18 protein-coding genes and 1 pseudogene are annotated in these 17,912 nt (G+C 39.6%); 4 read left to right on the forward strand and 15 right to left on the reverse strand.

Features of this window, described 5'->3' with window-relative positions:
• Positions 1-100 precede the first annotated feature (100 nt).
• Entirely contained in the window at positions 101-730 is a 630-nt protein-coding gene (locus N8A89_RS03350; protein ID WP_281540979.1) for a response regulator, read from the forward strand.
• A gap of 50 nt (positions 731-780) precedes the next feature.
• On the opposite strand, the gene dnaG is transcribed toward N8A89_RS03350, so the two are convergent.
• A complete protein-coding gene (gene dnaG / locus N8A89_RS03355; RefSeq protein ID WP_281540980.1) occupies positions 781-2,760 on the reverse strand; it encodes a DNA primase in 1,980 nt (659 codons plus the stop codon).
• Between the two features lie 94 nt (positions 2,761-2,854).
• On the opposite strand from dnaG, the gene N8A89_RS03360 reads away from it, so the two are divergent.
• Positions 2,855-3,460: an SIMPL domain-containing protein gene (locus N8A89_RS03360; RefSeq protein WP_281540981.1), complete on the forward strand. Its 606-nt coding sequence runs from the start codon at positions 2,855-2,857 to the stop codon at positions 3,458-3,460.
• Between the two features lie 18 nt (positions 3,461-3,478).
• A complete protein-coding gene (locus tag N8A89_RS03365) occupies positions 3,479-3,721 on the forward strand; it encodes a zinc-ribbon domain-containing protein (protein ID WP_289644937.1) in 243 nt (80 codons plus the stop codon).
• A gap of 65 nt (positions 3,722-3,786) precedes the next feature.
• On the opposite strand, the gene N8A89_RS03370 is transcribed toward N8A89_RS03365, so the two are convergent.
• The 10 genes from N8A89_RS03370 to rsgA form a co-directional block, all read right to left on the reverse strand.
• Positions 3,787-4,860, reverse strand: coding sequence for a hypothetical protein (locus N8A89_RS03370; protein ID WP_281540983.1), 1,074 nt, complete (start codon positions 4,858-4,860; stop codon positions 3,787-3,789).
• A gap of 116 nt (positions 4,861-4,976) precedes the next feature.
• Positions 4,977-5,738: a hypothetical protein gene (locus N8A89_RS03375; RefSeq protein WP_281540984.1), complete on the reverse strand. Its 762-nt coding sequence runs from the start codon at positions 5,736-5,738 to the stop codon at positions 4,977-4,979.
• Positions 5,725-6,288 (reverse strand): RNA polymerase sigma factor, encoded by a 564-nt coding sequence (locus N8A89_RS03380; RefSeq protein WP_281540985.1) that lies wholly within the window; start codon positions 6,286-6,288, stop codon positions 5,725-5,727. Before N8A89_RS03380 ends, N8A89_RS03375 begins: the two co-directional genes overlap by 14 nt.
• 157 nt (positions 6,289-6,445) lie before the next feature.
• Positions 6,446-7,423: a polyprenyl synthetase family protein gene (locus N8A89_RS03385; protein ID WP_281540986.1), complete on the reverse strand. Its 978-nt coding sequence runs from the start codon at positions 7,421-7,423 to the stop codon at positions 6,446-6,448.
• Between the two features lie 242 nt (positions 7,424-7,665).
• Positions 7,666-8,706 (reverse strand): dual-specificity RNA methyltransferase RlmN, encoded by a 1,041-nt coding sequence (gene rlmN / locus N8A89_RS03390; RefSeq protein WP_281540987.1) that lies wholly within the window; start codon positions 8,704-8,706, stop codon positions 7,666-7,668.
• A gap of 110 nt (positions 8,707-8,816) precedes the next feature.
• Positions 8,817-9,866, reverse strand: coding sequence for a tRNA preQ1(34) S-adenosylmethionine ribosyltransferase-isomerase QueA (queA, locus tag N8A89_RS03395; RefSeq protein WP_281540988.1), 1,050 nt, complete (start codon positions 9,864-9,866; stop codon positions 8,817-8,819).
• A 102-nt stretch (positions 9,867-9,968) separates the two neighbouring features.
• Positions 9,969-11,198, reverse strand: coding sequence for a 3-phosphoshikimate 1-carboxyvinyltransferase (locus tag N8A89_RS03400; protein ID WP_289644938.1), 1,230 nt, complete (start codon positions 11,196-11,198; stop codon positions 9,969-9,971).
• 34 nt (positions 11,199-11,232) lie between these two features.
• Positions 11,233-11,559, reverse strand: a complete 327-nt coding sequence (locus tag N8A89_RS03405; RefSeq protein WP_281540989.1) for a nucleotide pyrophosphohydrolase — start codon at positions 11,557-11,559, stop codon at positions 11,233-11,235.
• Between the two features lie 2 nt (positions 11,560-11,561).
• Positions 11,562-12,014 carry a D-aminoacyl-tRNA deacylase gene (gene dtd, locus N8A89_RS03410; protein ID WP_289644939.1) on the reverse strand — a complete coding sequence of 151 codons (453 nt, stop codon included), beginning with the start codon at positions 12,012-12,014 and terminating at the stop codon, positions 11,562-11,564.
• Positions 12,011-12,964, reverse strand: a complete 954-nt coding sequence (gene rsgA / locus N8A89_RS03415) for a ribosome small subunit-dependent GTPase A (protein ID WP_281540990.1) — start codon at positions 12,962-12,964, stop codon at positions 12,011-12,013. Before rsgA ends, dtd begins: the two co-directional genes overlap by 4 nt.
• A gap of 229 nt (positions 12,965-13,193) precedes the next feature.
• Between rsgA and N8A89_RS03420 the strand changes: the two genes are divergently transcribed.
• Positions 13,194-13,634, forward strand: a complete 441-nt coding sequence (locus tag N8A89_RS03420) for a hypothetical protein (protein ID WP_430682073.1) — start codon at positions 13,194-13,196, stop codon at positions 13,632-13,634.
• A 123-nt stretch (positions 13,635-13,757) separates the two neighbouring features.
• Here the strand turns inward: N8A89_RS03420 and N8A89_RS03425 are convergent, their stop codons facing one another.
• From N8A89_RS03425 to N8A89_RS03440, 4 genes and pseudogenes are all read right to left on the reverse strand, one after another.
• Positions 13,758-14,840, reverse strand: coding sequence for a bifunctional 3-deoxy-7-phosphoheptulonate synthase/chorismate mutase type II (locus tag N8A89_RS03425; protein WP_281540991.1), 1,083 nt, complete (start codon positions 14,838-14,840; stop codon positions 13,758-13,760).
• Positions 14,840-15,700 (reverse strand): prephenate dehydrogenase, encoded by an 861-nt coding sequence (locus tag N8A89_RS03430; RefSeq protein WP_281540992.1) that lies wholly within the window; start codon positions 15,698-15,700, stop codon positions 14,840-14,842. Before N8A89_RS03430 ends, N8A89_RS03425 begins: the two co-directional genes overlap by 1 nt.
• A 78-nt stretch (positions 15,701-15,778) precedes the next feature.
• On the reverse strand, positions 15,779-16,930 hold the full coding sequence (locus tag N8A89_RS03435) for a pyridoxal phosphate-dependent aminotransferase (RefSeq protein ID WP_281540993.1): 1,152 nt from the start codon (positions 16,928-16,930) through the stop codon (positions 15,779-15,781).
• A pseudogene (locus tag N8A89_RS03440) lies at positions 16,927-17,753 on the reverse strand (prephenate dehydratase). Before N8A89_RS03440 ends, N8A89_RS03435 begins: the two are co-directional and overlap by 4 nt.
• Positions 17,754-17,912 lie beyond the last annotated feature (159 nt).

Genomic DNA, 17,912 nt, shown 5'->3' on the forward strand with positions numbered 1-17,912 from the left:
AGTACATCTTTGACTTCTAATTTAGATTATTAAGTCTTACATTGCATGTGCGGTTTTATACACAATCAGCACATAAAGACAATCTAGAAAACTCAACATAATGATCAAAGTTTTAATCGCGGACAACCACCCCATCGTCAGAATGGGCGTTAGAAACGTACTGGATTCCGCAACAGGTTTTGAAATGGTGGACGATGTTGCCACTACTGAAGAACTTTTTGAAAAACTGGAAAATGTAACCCCCGATGTTGTAATGCTAGAAATGGATATCCCGGAAATGAACGGTATAGCCGCCTTACGCAAAATCAAAAAGGAATATCCCGATGTAAAAGTCTTGATGTACAGCGGACAATCGGAAGATGTCTATGCGTTAAGTGCTATTAGGGCTGGTGCTTTCGGATACTTAGCCAAATCCTCGGATATCGATTACATTATTTCCGCAGTTACCAAAGTAAGTGAAGGGAGCATGTTCATCACCAACGAGTTGGCCCAAAGGTTAGCGTTCGATGAAGGCACCAAGAAGCCAAGAAGATTCTTCCGTAAGTTATCAACTAGGGAAGTAGAAGTTTTAAAACTTCTTGCCAGCGGAAAACGAAACAAAGAGGTAGCCCAAGGATTAAACCTCAATGAAAAAACAGTCAGTACCTATAAGGCACGTTTAATGAAAAAATTGAATGTGGACAACATGGTAGATTTATTGCAACAGGCAAAAGCGCTGGAACTGTATTAATCTGACACTAAATTATAAGATAAAAACCCGCATCTGCGGGTTTTTTTGGTTCAGGACAGCACCCTATTCAGTTTTTTGTTCAAAAGCTTGTTCAACTGCAGGTAGTTGATTATCTCCTCTAGAGTTTCCTTATTATCATCCTGCCTATGTTGCGTTTCGTTCTGCAAACTCTCCATACGTTTCTTAATTAGGAAGCAGCGGAGCGTTAAAATGGTCTCACTTACCAATTGGGAAATACCGGTGGCTTTACTTTTGGGGTAAATGTCCTTGCTTTCCCAATTATGTAGGGCATATTTTTCCTCTTCCATTAAAATAGAAGAAATATCATTGGCCATTTCCTGCTCTAAGTTGGAAATAAAACCATTAATGGAAAAATCTTCAGTTTCGTTAAGAGCTTCTATAATCTTGTAATACATATTCCGGAAACGTTCATTGGCCAATTCAATTTCATCGTCCTGTAAATCAAGGTAGATTTTTTCATAGACCTTAATCTCCAGGAATTCTGGCTCTAAGATTAAATCGCCCTTGTCGTTTTCCTTAAGCACCAAATCTTCAAATTCCTCTTTTTGGTCGCCATAAAGCAGTAACATCTCAATTATTTTTCGTTCTAGTTCAAATTGTACATCTACCTTTTCTTGTACGGTTTCATTCCGGACCACATTAAAAGCGGTCTGGTCCTGTTGTGTTTTTTTCTTGGCCTCGTAGGATTCCTTTTTGTCTATTTGCGCCAATGTATTAAACAATACCGCTTCCGATATGTTCATTATTTGGGCGCACTCCTGAATGTATATTTCCTTTTTTATCCGGTCGGGAATTTTAGCTATACTGTTTACAATGTCCCTTACGGTATCCGCTCTTTTAATGGGGTCGTCAGAGGCTTCTTTCATTAATAACGAAGCCTTAAACTGGATAAAATCCTTAGCATTCTCCTGGAGATAGCGCACTACATCCTCATAGTCATTGTTCTTGGCAAAACTATCCGGGTCCTCCCCTTCCGGGAACGTACAAATTTTGACGTTCATGCCTTGTTCCAGAATCAAATCTATTCCTCTTAATGAGGCCCGCAAACCGGCCGCATCACCATCGAACAATACCGTGATATTTTTGGTGAGCCTATTGATCAACCTAATCTGCTCGGGCGTCAAAGCGGTACCACTAGAGGAAACTACATTGTTGATTCCGCGTTGGTTGAACTGGATGACATCCGTATACCCCTCTACCAAATAACAATTATCCTCTTTTGCTATGGCCTGTTTAGCGTGATAAATTCCATACAGCACCTTACTCTTATGGTAAATATCGCTTTCGGGAGAATTCAGGTATTTGGCCGCCTTTTTATCGTTCGTAAGTATTCTACCACCAAAACCTAATACACGCCCACTCAGCGAGTGAATGGGAAACATAACACGACCTTTAAACCGGTCAAATTTTTTCGGGCTATTCGGGTTATTTGCATCTTCCTTTACGATTGTCAACCCCGTTTTTTCCAGATACTCCAATTTATAACCCTTATCCAGTGCGGCAGTAGTAAAACCATCCCACTGATCTAGGCAGTATCCCAGATCGAATTTTTTTATCGTTTCCTCGGTGAAACCACGCTCCTTAAAATAACTTAAACCTATGGCCTTTCCCAGCTCGCTTTCCCAAAGCATTTCCTTAAAATACTTCTGGGCGAACTCAGAAACCAGATACATACTTTCACGTTCGTTGGCCTGCTCCTTCTCCTCGTTGGATTGTTCGGTTTCCTCAACTTCAATATTGTACTTCTTAGCCAAATATTTGATAGCTTCCGGATAGGTGAAATGTTCATGCTCCATCAAAAAGGCCACTACGTTACCCCCTTTGCCGCTGCTAAAGTCCTTCCATATCTGTTTTACCGGAGAAACCATAAAACTAGGGGTACGCTCGTCACTAAAAGGACTAAGACCCTTGAAGTTGGAACCCGATTTCTTCAATTGCACAAAATCCCCGATGACCTCCTCCAAACGGGCAGTTTCATAAACTTGATCTATGGTTGTTTTTGAAATCAAAAATTAGTTTTTTAAAGGATTGGGAAACGTAAAAATAAAACTAAAAATATCGATTTCTACCCCTATATTAGTATTGAATTGAATAAAAAGAACAATGAAAAAGAATTTATTAGCATTACTCCTGTTTTTTACGGCCCAATTAATAATAGCACAAACCACGCCTAACAGTATTAACGTTAACGGCACGACGGATTATTCCATAAGCCCGGAATATTCTAGTAAGATGATCGTAAGTCTCAATAACGTGTATTACGATGCCATGACCATGAGCTTGGACGAAGTAAAGTCCACCTATTTGGATAAGCTGTCCAAGGCGGGTATTAAAACCGACCAACTTACGGAGGACGCCTTATATTATGCTCTTTTAGGTTATGAGAAGGAAGGTACGGTCATGACCTTTAAAACTACATCCATAGCCGAAATGCAAAAATTTTTAAACGTCAAATCTATTGGAGTTTCACGTTCGGACACTACCATGGAAGCCCGTTTAACCGATGAACAAATGGCAAATTATGCCAAGGCCGCATTCGATAATGCAAAAGAAAAAGCCGAAGCCATATCCCAAAAAATTGGAAGGAGTATTGGAAAGGCTATTAGCATAAGCGATACGAACAACAACGAAATTACCGAATCCGTTTATTACGGAAATACGGGTAACAAGAGGGTTTATTACATTTCCGTTTCCTTTGAACTTCTTTGATATCGTATTTTTTAGTTTATGATCTTATTTTTTGGAACTAGACCAGGGAAAACCAAAACCGAACAAGTTGCCAATGTTCCTTGTCCACATTGTGAACAAATGGGAACCTTGACCATGTATTCACTCCACAATTATTTTCATTTATTTTGGATCAAACTTTTTAAAATCTCAACTACTGTTACAGCGGAATGTAACCATTGCAAAAAGATATATTATAAAACTGAATTTACGGAACCCATGCTTAAAGCGCTAGAAGAATAAAAAAGGGTACGATAATCCTGATTCGTGACCTCGTACCCTTTCCATTAAGATAAACACTCAGCTATTTATAAATCGAACCTAAGGCCTAACGAGACATTGCGTTGCTCCACAAGGGCATCCTTGAATATTGGGTTCAGGTCATATTTCACATAAAGCAGCACCCCATCAAATCCTGCATAAGCGCTTAAGCCGTACACAAAGTTGGACGTATTGTAGCCCCTTTTCAATTTGTCCTTTACACTTTCGCCATTTCGGTCGTACTTGAGTTTCTGGCGTGTACCCAGATTAAATCCACCATAACCACCAATTCCCAAGCGAAATTGATTATTCAAGGAATACCTCATGGTCTCCTCTGTTTTTCGCAACTTGGAAGGTCCGAACTCAAAATGTAGAGGGAAGACCAAATTATCCATGCGTAGTTTGGATTTATTCAATTCCAAATCAAATTCCTGAAGCTCTGTCTGCCCGTCTTCAACAGCTACAAAATATTGGTTGTCCTTAGGTTTAAGTCCATTAAACTGAAAGGAAAAACCATAATTAAGTCTTAGAAAATTTGAGTTTTCAAAAACACGGGTGCGCCATTGCCAACCCATCTCAAAAAAACGACTACCACCAATTTTGTAAGGACTATCCTCCAAAGATTCCCCGTCTATGATGGCATTGTTGAGTCCCAATGCGAAAACAAAATCCGAGTACGTTCTGCGATCGTACTTGATTTCGCGCTTCCACCTTTTCGAATTAAAGCTAACCACAGGTTTACCATCGATATCTATACCCAAACGGATTCTATCATTGTCCAAGGTGTCCATTTCCATAAGGATTAGGGTCTTACCCTCATTACGCTGCAACAAGGCAATTTGATTATCTAAAATCGCAATGCGGTTTTCGATATTTAGCGCTCTTTTTTCAGCGGCAGCTTGCTTTAGGTCATTGGCCTCGCTCTCAGTAATGGCCCCATTTTCCAAACGTTTATTAATTTCCTCAACCTCAAACTTTAGCGCTTCTTTTTCCTGTAAGGTTATTTTTTCCTTCTGTTGCTCCAAACGGTCTATTCGCTCGCTATTTTCTTCCTGTGCAAACACAGATTTTGTAATAAAAAAAGATAATAATACTAACAGATAAAGTGTGATTGTTCTCATTTTTTTGATTGTTTTTGATACCTCGCCTAAACTCGGTATCAGTTGATGAATAAAACTCCAGTTCCTGTCCCCATAGTAAAATATGGAGTTAACGATTTAAGATTAAATTGTAAGATTTAGTTGTTTCGGTCTGCGACAGCAGTCCTAACTTTAAGAAAACCAGCCTTTAGCGATTGGAAAATTTGGTCTCGGAAGGATTGATCAAGTTCCTCCTCAACCTCTGTCAACAAAGCCATGGCGTCAACGGTGTTATCCACGTTAAAAAGCCGTTGCCTTAAAATATCTTCTTGGGCCTTACGTAAAAGTGAATCCACTTCAGCATCGGAAACCTCTGTGGAAAGTTCCAGCATATCTACTTGCACCACGACCTCAGCAATTTTGGAATCTAACACATGCTCTGGCACCTTAGCAATTTGGGCAGTATCAAAAATTTCTCTATTTGTTGACTTTTGAGCAATTTCTTGTTTTCCACTATCCTCTAAAAGCATCTTATTTTCTATCATTTTTGACGCTTCATCTTCGGCCTTTTTACTATTGGTTCCTTTGCCGTCCTTTGTTTGCTCAAGCACCAGGGCATCTGGCGTAATATCATTGGTTTTTAGGTCCGGTTTTTCATCAATCTCCCCAATAATTGGCGTTTCAACGATGCTATTATCATTTCTACTTCCCTCCTCTATTCCTGAATTGTTATAAAAAACAACAATACCAATTATTACGAGGACACTTGCCGCCACTCCGTACCAGAAAAACCTACGGTTGGGCCTCTTATTTTCCGTATCCAACTGGGAGGAAATTTTTGCCCATACATCTGCACTGGGTGTAATTTCACGTTCTTCCAATTTTGATTTTATATATTTTTCGAATTTATCTGGTTCCATAACCTATGATATTTTGATTTTTTAATTTTTCCTGCAACATTTTTCGCGCCTTGAACAATTGACTCTTGGACGTACTTTCCGTAATGGATAACATATCGGCAATTTCAGCGTGCTTATAGCCTTCTACGGCATAAAGTATAAAGACCATCTTATATCCCTGCGGCAGACCATCTATCAACTGTTGAATATGCTCCGTGTCCAAATCCATCGATTGCGATACCTCACTTCCTTGATTATTTTGAAATACCTCATCATCATAGACCACAAATTGCTGTTTCCGCAAGTACGAAATACTTTCCCGTATCATAATTCGCCTGACCCATCCCTCAAAACTGCCTTCGTGATTAAAGGTGTGCAACTTTCTAAACATCTTCAAAAAACCTTGCACCATCACGTCCTCAGCAAAATGAACATCCTTAATATATTGCCTACAAACACCCAGCATTTTAGGTGCGTGCTTACTATACAATCGTTGTTGTGCATCATTATTACCGGCAATCGCCTTCTTAATGAGCTGTCTTTCGTTTTTATATAGTGGTATGATTTTCAAAATTTTAATGCTGTCTTCTATTTATCTAGACGCTGTAGTTTATAAAATGGTTGCCTGTATATAAAAATAAAATCAAAAATTAATCCAAAAAATTGATATTCAATGATTTAAAATTGAGTAGGTAGATGAATTCGGCGCTTTGGTTTTAGCAGTACAGTTATTTTTTACGGTCAACAACGTAATTTACCATAAGCTCTAGCGCGCTCCGATAGTCAGATTCAGGGTAGTTTTTTAATAGTTCCAGGGCCGTATCCTTATATTCTAGCATCTTGGCCACGGCATAATCAAGACCACCCTTATCCTTTACAAACTCAATAACCTCTTTAACCCTTTTTTTATCCTTGTTGTGATTTTTTACGGAATTGATTACCCAGCTCTTTTCTTTTTTGGAACAGTGATTAAGGGCATAAATTAGGGGTAGAGTCATTTTTTGCTCCTTAATATCTATGCCGGTAGGTTTCCCAATACGTTGGTTACCATAGTCAAAGAGGTCATCCTTAATTTGAAAAGCCATACCACATAGTTCGCCAAATTTGCGGAAGGTCTCCACTTCCGGACTCTCGGGTTTTACAGAACAAGCGCCTAGACTACAGCAGGCTGCAATAAGGGTAGCAGTTTTTTGACGGATAATATCGTAGTACACGTCCTCTGTAATATCCAGTCTCCTGGCCTTTTCAATCTGCAACAATTCACCTTCGCTCATTTCCCTAACGGCAACGGAAATTATCCGGAGCAAATCAAAATCCCCATTATCAATGGACAACAGGAGCCCTTTAGATAACAAGTAATCCCCGACCAAAACCGCAATTTTATTTTTCCATAAGGCGTTTATAGAAAAGAAACCTCTCCTTTTATTGCTTTCGTCCACCACATCGTCATGTACTAGGGTAGCCGTATGAATAAGCTCAATTACCGATGCCCCTCTGTAGGTACGCTCGTTAACTTCACCATCGTTTAATAGCTTGGCCGTAAGAAATACGAACATGGGCCGCATTTGCTTGCCCTTCCGATTTACGATGTAATAGGTAATGCGATTGAGCAACGCCACTTTGGAAGTCATGGAATCCCGAAACTTGGATTCAAAAAGCTCCATTTCGTCATTTACGGGTTCCTTAATTTGCGCTACTATCTTCAAGCGGTGTGGCTTTGAACGTTAAAATTAGGGAAAAGGGAGCAGTTAGCAGTGTTCGGATAGCAGTATTCAAGAGATAGGTTTAATGGTTGATGCAAATAGAATTAAATTTGTGTTTGAAGGATAGAAGTTACTGGACAAACAACCACATATTTTATTGTAAGTTTGAATTTTGGCTGTACTTTTTCCCTGTAAAACGGACAACTGCCAACTGCCAACTGCCAACTGCCAACTGCCAACTAATACTAAGATTTATTCGCCAACTGTCCACAGGCCGCATCAATATCCTTGCCACGGGAACGTCTTACCGTGACAACGATTCCGTTGCTTTCCAAAGTACGCACATACCTATCTATGGCCTTATCAGAGGCTTGTCGGAATTCCCCATCATCAATAGGATTATATTCGATGAGATTTACTTTTGAAGGTGCGAACCGGCAAAATTCGACCAGCGCATCTATATCGTTTTGAGTATCGTTGATACCTTCCCAAACTACATATTCGTAAGTAATCCTACTTTTGGTCTTCTCATACCAATAAATCAACGCCTCCCTTAAATCACTCAAAGTAAAGGTAGCGTTAAAGGGCATGATTGAAGTCCGTATCTCATCGATTGCGGAATGCAGCGACACGGCCAACTTGAACTTTACTTGTTCATCCGCCATTCGCTTAATCAGTTTAGGAACTCCGGAAGTAGATACTGTTATGCGTTTTGGGGACATCCCCAGTCCTTCTTTGGATGTAATCTTGTCGATGGCCTTTAGAACATTATTGTAGTTCATTAGGGGTTCCCCCATACCCATAAATACAATGTTGCTCAATGGCCTATTGAAATATAGACGGCTCTCATTATCAATAGCAACCACTTGATCGTAAATCTCATCGGGATTCAGGTTGCGCATCCGTTTGAGACGCGAAGTGGCACAGAACCTACAATCCAAACTACAACCTACTTGGCTGGAAACGCAGGCCGTGGTCCTTGTTTTGGTAGGTATGAGAACAGACTCTACCACCAAATCATCATGCAGGCGCACCGCATTTTTTATGGTGCCGTCCGCACTACGTTGCATTTGATCCACTTTAATATGGTTGATCACGTAGTGAGCTTCCAACATCTCTCTGGTCTCCTTGGATAGGTTGGTCATAACATCAAAGGAGTGTGCGGATTTTTGCCATAGCCATTCATACACTTGGTTGCCCCGAAATGCCTTGTCTCCGTTGGAGACAAAAAAATTTCGAAGCTGTTCCCGTGTTAGGGCTCGAATATCCTTTTTCTTAACTTCCACACTCTTTTTAGCTAAAAATCCTGCTTTTCAAATTTAAATTGATAAAGCAGGATTTAAATAATCATTATTCTATGTTTCGCCTAATTTTATACAGCGAAGAAATGTCAGACTTATATAATCAACATAGCGTCCCCATAGGAATAGAACTTATAGTTCTCTAGGATTGCTTGTTTATACGCCTTTTTCATTAAATCATGCCCCATAAAAGCCGACACCATCATCAATAATGTAGACTTTGGTAAGTGAAAATTTGTGACCATACAGTTAGCGATGCTGAATTCATAAGGAGGAAAAATAAATTTGTTTGTCCACCCTTCATAGGTATTCAACATATGGTTCGAGGAAACGGCGCTCTCCAGACCTCTCATGGCGGTAGTGCCTACAGCGCAAATCCTTTTCTTTTTCAACTTAGCATTATTCACGATTTCTGTAGCCTTCTCATCTATAAAAAGTTCTTCACTATCCATTTTGTGCTTGGAAAGATCTTCTACCTCTACAGGGTTAAAAGTACCCAGACCAACATGTAGCGTAAGTTCGGCAAAATCGATACCCTTAATTTCCAATCGCTTTAAAAGATGCTTGGAAAAATGTAATCCCGCTGTAGGAGCGGCAACAGCGCCTTCGTGCTTTGCGTAAATGGTTTGATAGCGTTGCTCATCTTCTGGCTCCACGTCTCTCTTAATATATTTAGGAAGCGGTGTCTCGCCCAGCTCACGTAATTTTCTTCTAAAGTCTAGGTAAGCACCATCATATAAAAACCGAAGGGTTCGCCCCCTAGATGTGGTATTATCAATAACCTCAGCGACCAAACTCTCATCCTCTCCAAAGTAAAGCTTGTTTCCAATTCTAATCTTACGTGCTGGGTCTACTAAAACATCCCATAACCTTTGTTCCTCATTCAATTCGCGTAAAAGAAAAACTTCAATACGAGCACCAGTTTTTTCTTTATTCCCGTAAAGTCTGGCCGGAAAAACTTTGGTATTGTTCAGTACCATTACGTCTCCTTCATCAAAATAATCGATCATATCCTTGAACATTTTATGTTCAATCTTACCGGTTTCCCTATGGATGACCATTAATTTGGATTCGTCCCTATTTTCTGAAGGATGTTCTGCCAGTAATTCTTTGGGGAGCTCAAAACTAAAGTGAGATAATTTCATATGTATGCTAAATGTATTAGGGGTGATGTACGATTTTCAACCGCGCGTTTTGCGGGTGCAAATATACAATCTGCGCATAGGGGTTGTCAAGTAAAAACGTAATTATAATTCAGTGACCCCAAATTGAAGAGATTCCATATCCTTCCAAAAGTCGGGATACGACTTAGAAACGACCTCGGCATCATTTATAAAAAGATTGGTTTTCATTGCCAACGGTGCAAACGCCATAGCCATTCTATGGTCATTATAGGTATCAATTACAATACCCTCATTGATTGAATTCGTTGGATTGAGTGTAAGTGATTTATCTGTTACTGCAATATCTGCCCCTAATTTAGAAAGCTCAACATCCAGGGCCACCAATCTATCGGTTTCCTTAATTTTTAAGGTATGTAATCCCGTTAGGTGGCACCCTATCCCCAAACCGAAACAAGTAACGGTAATTGTCTGGGCAATATCCGGAGCATCTGCCAAGTCCGCCTGAAATAATTCAGGATTCGAACTCGATACTTTTTTTAAGGTAATCTGGTGTTCTTGGAACGTTGTATGTACACCTAGGGCATTGTATAAATCAGCAAGAACACTATCGCCTTGCAAGCTGTTTTCTTTATAGGATGATAACGTAATTTCCGTACCCAAATCCGCTAGGGCAACGATACTGTAAAAATAGGAAGCCGAGCTCCAATCGGATTCCACCACTAAGGTCAAAGGCGCTTTTGTTCCCTTTGGATAAACTTTGATATCATTTCCTTTAAAAGATGTGTCGACCCCAATTTCATTGAGTAAACCTAAGGTCATTTTTATATAGGGAACGGAAGTAATTTTCCCAATCAATTCCAGTTCTATTCCATTTTCTAGGCTCGGGGCCATCAATAAGAGCGAAGAAATATACTGACTACTAACATTAGCGGGAAGGCTTACCTTTTGTCCCTGTAATTTTTTTCCCCTTATTTTCAACGGTGGGTAACCTTCCTCTTTTTTATAATCGATTTCCGCACCTAATGTCCGCAGGGCATCCACTAAAATTTTTATGGGTCTTTCGGTCATTCGTTGGGAGCCGGTTAGAATTACTTCTTTCCCATCCTGTGAAGCGAAATAACTGGTTAGAAAACGCATGGCGGTCCCGGCATGATGAATGTCTACCGTACCGGAGTTTTGCTTTAAACCACGCTCCATCACTTGGGCATCGTCCGAATTGGATAAATTGATAATGGAAATTTCCGGATATAATGCTGAAAGAAAAAGAGACCGATTGGATTCACTCTTGGAACCTGTTATTTCGACATTGTTTTTTAACAATTTATTCGCTGGTCCCGATAATTGAATTTTCAAGAGAAATTTTATTTAAAAGAATCCAAATATAGTATTATTTCAACTTTTTATTGTTGTGATGACGGTCGTGGTCGCGCTTTGACTTCAGTTGCAACTTTTTATCAAAAGCCTGTTGTAAATCTATACTGGTCTGGTTTGCCAAACAGAGCACTACGAATAGCACGTCGGCCAATTCTTCCCCTAAATCCTTGGATTTGTCGGACTCCTTTTCACTTTGTTCACCATAACGTCTGGCTATAATCCGTGCCACCTCTCCAACTTCCTCTGTTAGCTGCGCCATATTGGTCAGTTCATTAAAGTAACGGACCCCGTGTTTCTTAATCCAATCATCTACAGCTTGTTGTGCGTTGTTTATTTTCATTTCTACTCCTTATTTTTTGTATCAATAATTATGGTCACAGGACCATCATTAAGCAATGCGACTTTCATATCCGCTCCAAAAATTCCAGCCCCTACTTTTTTTCCCAATTCTTTCTCCATGGTTTTCACGAAAGACTCGTATACCGGTATGGCAATTTCTGGTTTTGAAGCTTTAATATATGAAGGTCTATTCCCTTTTTTAGTTGAGGCGTAGAGGGTAAATTGGCTCACCACGATAATATCGCTATTTTCCTCTATTACAGACCTGTTCATAATGCCGTGTTCATCATTGAAGATACGAAGATGGGCCACTTTCTTCGTTAACCATGAAATATCTTCTTCTTGGTCCTCATCCATTATTCCCAAAAGCACCAACAGTCCTTTTCCAATCTTGGCAGTCGTCTCACCATCAACCGTAACACTTGCATGTGCAACTCTTTGTATAACCGCTTTCATTTCTTTTCCGCGTAGTCGTCCATTCTATATCCCTCATCCTCACCTGCTATCATTTGCACGTAACTTCTGTAGCGACTCCAAGAAACAGTACCCGCTTCCAAAGCCTCTTTTACGGCACACTTGGGTTCGTCCATATGAATACAATTGTTGAACTTACAGTCTCTTTTCAGCTTAAAAAATTCAGGAAAATAATCCCCAATTTCCGATGCTTCCATATCAAATATCCCAAACCCTTTTATACCAGGGGTGTCAATGATTTTAGCATCAAAAGTAAGGTCGAACATTTCGGCAAAAGTAGTCGTATGTTGACCTTGTAGATGCTGCGACGAAATTTCCGCGGTCTTAATGTCCAACTGAGGCTCTATCTTATTGATCAATGTGGATTTGCCCACGCCAGAGTGCCCCGAAAACATGGAAACCTTACCTGTCATCAGTTCCTTTACCTTGTCGATATTCTTACCCGTTTTTGCGGATATGCCTATGCAGGTATAGCCAATTTCGCGGTAAAGGTTAGCTAGAAATTTAACCTCGTCCAATTCTTCCTCGCTGTAACTGTCCGTTTTATTAAACAGTAAAACGACCGGAATGTCATAAGCTTCAGCAGTTACTAAGAATCGGTCAATGAAAATCGTGTAGGTCGTTGGATTGTTCAAGGTTATCAACAAAAACACCTGATCTAGGTTCGAAGCGATGATATGTGTTTGTTTTGATAAATTGACGGACTTTCGAATAATATAGTTTTTTCTATCCTCAATCTTATGAATTATCCCAATGGTATCGTCCCCAATGGTCTCTATCTCAAATTGTACCCAATCTCCGACCGCAACGGGATTGGTGCTTTTGATTCCTTTGATTCTGAACTTACCTTTAATCCGGCACTCATAAAAAGAACCATCCTTCGCTTTCACGGTATACCAACTTCCCGTAGATTTATATACGGTTCCTACCATGCTATGCGACCTATTTTCTTCATCTGTACAAAATAACAATATTTAATATGAATTCCCTGTTCCTTACTACATAGAAATAAAGAATTCCAATATAAACATCCACCCCTATTCCCATCATAAACTAAACAATAAATAGGGTATTGAGGATAAATATTTGAAATTGATTCGTCTAAACGGAAAATAGCTTTTAAATTCATCCAAAATTTTTAACCTTTTAATAGCTACGCACATGAAAAGAATCATTTGTCTTGTATTTTTAATTACTGGAGCGTTTATGGACGCGAACGCCCAACAATTTAAGGTAATTACCAGCATAGAATCAATAGTTCCCAGCGGATTGGGACGTTCCCGTATTATTGATGCCAATGCGGATCGCGATTACAAAGAATTTTCATCCATACAGACCGAGGATGATAATACACGAAATAAATCCGATAGAGGTGATATTCGCGTGAAGGATTTTGAAGAAACCAAATTATTGAACTTTTACAACATTGCTGGGATACGTTTTCAGAATATTGCGGCGAACGATGCCGTGATTTCCTCCAAATTGAGTGCAATGGCAGCGGATGGCTGGGAACTAGCATTCGTTACCAGTAGTGTTGAAGCGGATGCAGGAAAGCAAGACGGACAAGGCATTTTCATTACCAGGTACATTTTTAAGAAGTGAATCCATATGCTTTTCTCCCATCATAAAAATATGATAAACTCAATATTAGGTTGAAACTCCTTCAATATGTAAACAGAGCCAATTCAAATAAAAAACCCCGGCGGTTGCCGGGGTTTCATCCTTTTATGAATTTACTATTTTTTCCTGGTGATTAATGGATTCTTGGTGTATGGCCTTGAACATTCGCAGGACGAATTCCTCGCTTAGGCCTTTGCTCTCCCCTTCCAAAATCATTGCCCCCAATATTTGGTTCCATCTGTTGGATTGTAAAACGGCTACGTTTCTTTCCTTTTTCAATTCCCCTATACCATCGGAAATTTTCATTCGTTTTCCAAGAGTCTCTATTAATTGATTATCGATGACATCAATCTGAGCCCGTAAATTACTGAGTTTGGTGTTGTACTCCGCTTCGGGGTCCGTTTCCTTACGTATTTTTAAATCCTTCATAATTTGAACCAATTTTTGCGGGGTAACTTGTTGGGCGGCATCACTCCAGGCATTGTCCGGATCATGGTGCGTTTCGATCATCAATCCGTCAAAATTCAAATCTAGGGCAGTCTGCGATACATCAAAAATCATATCACGCCTACCGGTAATATGTGATGGGTCATTGATCAAAGGCAAGTCTGGAAACCTGTTCTGAAACTCGATGGCCAATTGCCATTCCGGAATATTCCTATATTTTGTTTTTTCATAGGTTGAAAAACCTCTATGGATGGCGCCTAATTTATCGATTCCTGCGGTGTGCAATCGCTCTATACCACCTAGCCATAGGGCTAAATCCGGATTTACAGGATTTTTCACCAATACAATTTTGTCGGTACCTTCCAGGGCATCTGCCAGTTCTTGCATGATAAACGGGCTAACCGTGGACCGTGCACCTATCCAAAGTAAATCAATATCGTGTTCCAAAGCCAATTCCACATGTGCTCTATTTGCGACCTCGGTAGCTGTCTTCAGCCCGGTTTCCGACTTCACCTTTTGCAACCACTTTAGCCCTAGGGCGCCTACCCCTTCAAAATTTCCTGGACGTGTTCTAGGTTTCCAGATTCCCGCTCTGTAGTAATTGACATCGGTATCCTTTAATTCATGCGCTATGCGCAGTACTTGTTCTTCGGTCTCTGCACTGCATGGCCCTGCTATAACTAGTGGATGGTCTAAACCCATATCATCTAACCAGGTCCTCATTTCTTTTGTATTCTCCATTATTTCTTGTTTATAGGTATTCCCCTTAAAATTGATTTTATTCTATTCGTGTTGTTCATTTCATCGTAAATGCCCTTATAATCTTCCTTTAACAGCAATTCTTTAAAATCCAATAAATTTTGGATGTATTCTTCCAATGTCTCAACCACGTTCTCCTTGTTCTGCTCAAAAATTGGCGTCCACATTGCCGGAGAACTTTTTGCCAAGCGTACAGTACTCTCAAAACCACTCCCTGCCATATCAAAAATATCACGTTCGTTTTTCTCTTTTTCAATTACCGTTTTTCCTAACATAAACGAACTTATGTGTGACAAATGGGATACGTAAGCTATATGTTTGTCGTGCGCTTTGGGGTTCATGTACCTAATTCTCATGCCTAAAATTTGAAAGATACCAAGCGCCTTTTCCTGTAATTTAAATGCTGTTTTTTCAACTTCGCAAATAATGTTGGTTTTATTACTATACAGTCCGCTTACAGCAGCCGATGGCCCAGAAAACTCCGTTCCCGCAATGGGATGACAGGCCAGGAAGTTTCGTCTTTTTGGATGATCATCCAAAGTGGCGCACACCAACTCCTTTGTAGAACCAGCATCGCAAACAACGCATTCATCATTCACTTTATCCAAAATTATAGGTAGTTCTTTCAAGACTACATCTACAGGAATACTAACCATAACAAAGTCGGCCAGATGCAAATCGTCATAGCTGGATTTTACATCGATCAGCCTTAAGGTCAGTGCTTCTTCCAAATGTTCAGGATTTGAATCAATACCGTAAACGGTTACTTGGGGCAATTTTGCCTTGATGTCCTTTACAAAAGAACCTCCTATTAAACCGATACCGACTACAAATACGTTCATATTACTTTTATATGTTTCATCTTAGAATTGAGATTTTAGATGCTTTATTTCACTCCTAAAAATCCCACTTCAACTAGCTCACTGTTCAAATCTTTTTATGGCCTCTTTTATCTTTTCCTCAGTCACACACAAAGAAAATCTGATATATCCCTCCCCATTGCTCCCAAAAATAGTTCCCGGTGTAATAAAAATATCCTTGTCATATAAAATTGAATCGATAAATTCCTCTGAGGATGCACTGTCAAAAGGCAGTTTTGCCCAAACGAACATGCCTACTGCCTTTTCATCATAAGAGCAGTTCAATTTGTTTGCCAGTTCAAAAATCAAATCTCTTCGTCTTCTATAAGTCTCATTTAACTCCTCGTACCAATCATCTGTGCTTTCCAAAGCTGTAATAGCTCCTTTTTGAATACCGTAGAACATTCCAGAATCCATATTGCTCTTTACTTTTAATATGGCATTCAAATGGTCTGCACTGCCTAGAACAAATCCTACGCGCCAGCCAGCCATATTAAAAGTTTTGCTTAGGGAGTTTAATTCCAAACAAACCTCCTTTGCACCATCAATTTTTAAAATACTTAGTGGGGCATCGTTAAGCACAAAGCTATAGGGATTGTCATTGACCAATAAAATCTTGTTTCTTTTGGCGAACGCCACTAAATTTTGAAACTGCTTTGAGGTAGCTAGTGCTCCGGTTGGCATGTGTGGATAACTGACCCACATTAATTTCACCTTACTTAAATCTTCTGCTTCCAAAATTTTGATATTAGGAAACCACTCATTCGCCGCAGTTAAATCGTAATACTTTGGCACGCCTCCAACAAGTTTGGTTACCGAGGTATAAGTTGGATATCCAGGATTTGGTATTAATACTTCATCGCCCTCGTTTAAAAAGGCGAGACTTATATGCATAATACCCTCTTTAGAGCCCATCAAAGGAAGAATTTCATTCTCAGCATCGGCCAGTACCCCAAATTTATTTTTGTAAAACGCGGCTATGGCGTTCCTCAATTCCGGTAGCCCTTGATAGCTTTGATATTGATGGGCACCATTTTCCAATACAGCCTGTTGTATACTTTCCAGTACGACTTGTGATGGAGCCAAGTCTGGACTTCCAATTCCCATATTTATGATTGGTCTGCCCTTGGCCATTAATCCACGGACTTCTCTCAACTTTTTAGAAAAGTAGTATTCCTGTACGGTATTTAATCTTTCAGCAGTTTCAATCATTGCATGGCATTTTTATATTCTCCCAAAACCTTAAAATCCTCCAACATGATAATCAATAGCGATTTTGCTTTATGAAAATCCTCATATCCGTCAAATGTGACATCCACAAAGAAGGCATACTTCCAGGGAGTTTCGATTACAGGTAATGATTGAATCTTGGTTAAATTAAGATTACAATCACTCATAACATTAAGCACTGTTGCCAAACTACCACGTTTGTGATCCGTTATAAAACGTACCGATGCCTTGTTGATTTCCTCTTTTGGCAGCTCTTTGTTTTTTGTTTTTACAATAATAAATCGGGTAGCATTATTCTTTATAGTCTGAATGTCCGCAGCTACGATGTCCAAGCCATATAAATCTGACGCAACTTTAGGTGCTATCGCCGCAACATCACTAAGTTGCTGCTCTGTAATGCGTTTGGCAGCTTCTGCCGTATCCACGTCTTCTAATAATCTAATTTTAGGATACGCTTTAAAAAATCCTTGCACTGCAACAATGCCATGGGATGAGAACTCACCTCTTTGATGTCCTCTAATTTTTGGCCCTTTAAGACCATTAAATTGTGATGTATATTCAAATAATGCTCTCCAATGATGTGAAGACCATTATGATATATGAGATTATAATTTGGTATAATTGAGCCTGCAATTGAGTTTTCAATCGCCATAATCGCTTGATCCGCTTCCTTATTGAGAAGACTGTCCACCAATTTGTCAAAAGACAGGCATTCCACCAAATCTATAGTATCATCGAAGTAATCCTTTGCCACTTGATGGTGGTTAGACCCCTTAATTCCTTGTATGGCAATTCTTAAAGACAACTTCGTTTTAGTTTTTGTTCAAAAAAAAAGCCCCGTTTTTCACGGGACTTCATTTGCTGATATTTTTATATATACTACAACAGTCCCATACCTCTCTTAAAAAAGAAGTAGAAATAGAAACCGTTCCAGAAATATTGCTTTGTCATTATTTAAATAAAC

The sequence above is a fragment of the Maribacter aestuarii genome (assembly GCF_027474845.2).
Taxonomy (GTDB): domain Bacteria; phylum Bacteroidota; class Bacteroidia; order Flavobacteriales; family Flavobacteriaceae; genus Maribacter; species Maribacter aestuarii.

Excerpts from the sequence above, each read along its gene's own strand:
- N8A89_RS03350 (WP_281540979.1), top strand. The coding sequence starts at position 101 with ATGATCAAAGTTTTAATCGCGGACAACCACCCCATCGTCAGAATGGGC.
- N8A89_RS03360 (WP_281540981.1), top strand. The coding sequence starts at position 2,855 with ATGAAAAAGAATTTATTAGCATTACTCCTGTTTTTTACGGCCCAATTA.
- N8A89_RS03365 (WP_289644937.1), top strand. The coding sequence starts at position 3,479 with ATGATCTTATTTTTTGGAACTAGACCAGGGAAAACCAAAACCGAACAA.
- N8A89_RS03370 (WP_281540983.1), bottom strand. The coding sequence starts at position 4,860 with ATGAGAACAATCACACTTTATCTGTTAGTATTATTATCTTTTTTTATT.
- N8A89_RS03375 (WP_281540984.1), bottom strand. The coding sequence starts at position 5,738 with ATGGAACCAGATAAATTCGAAAAATATATAAAATCAAAATTGGAAGAA.
- queA (WP_281540988.1), bottom strand. The coding sequence starts at position 9,866 with ATGAAATTATCTCACTTTAGTTTTGAGCTCCCCAAAGAATTACTGGCA.
- N8A89_RS03405 (WP_281540989.1), bottom strand. The coding sequence starts at position 11,559 with ATGAAAATAAACAACGCACAACAAGCTGTAGATGATTGGATTAAGAAA.
- dtd (WP_289644939.1), bottom strand. The coding sequence starts at position 12,014 with ATGAAAGCGGTTATACAAAGAGTTGCACATGCAAGTGTTACGGTTGAT.
- rsgA (WP_281540990.1), bottom strand. The coding sequence starts at position 12,964 with ATGGTAGGAACCGTATATAAATCTACGGGAAGTTGGTATACCGTGAAA.
- N8A89_RS03420 (WP_430682073.1), top strand. The coding sequence starts at position 13,194 with ATGAAAAGAATCATTTGTCTTGTATTTTTAATTACTGGAGCGTTTATG.
- N8A89_RS03425 (WP_281540991.1), bottom strand. The coding sequence starts at position 14,840 with ATGGAGAATACAAAAGAAATGAGGACCTGGTTAGATGATATGGGTTTA.
- N8A89_RS03430 (WP_281540992.1), bottom strand. The coding sequence starts at position 15,700 with ATGAACGTATTTGTAGTCGGTATCGGTTTAATAGGAGGTTCTTTTGTA.
- N8A89_RS03435 (WP_281540993.1), bottom strand. The coding sequence starts at position 16,930 with ATGATTGAAACTGCTGAAAGATTAAATACCGTACAGGAATACTACTTT.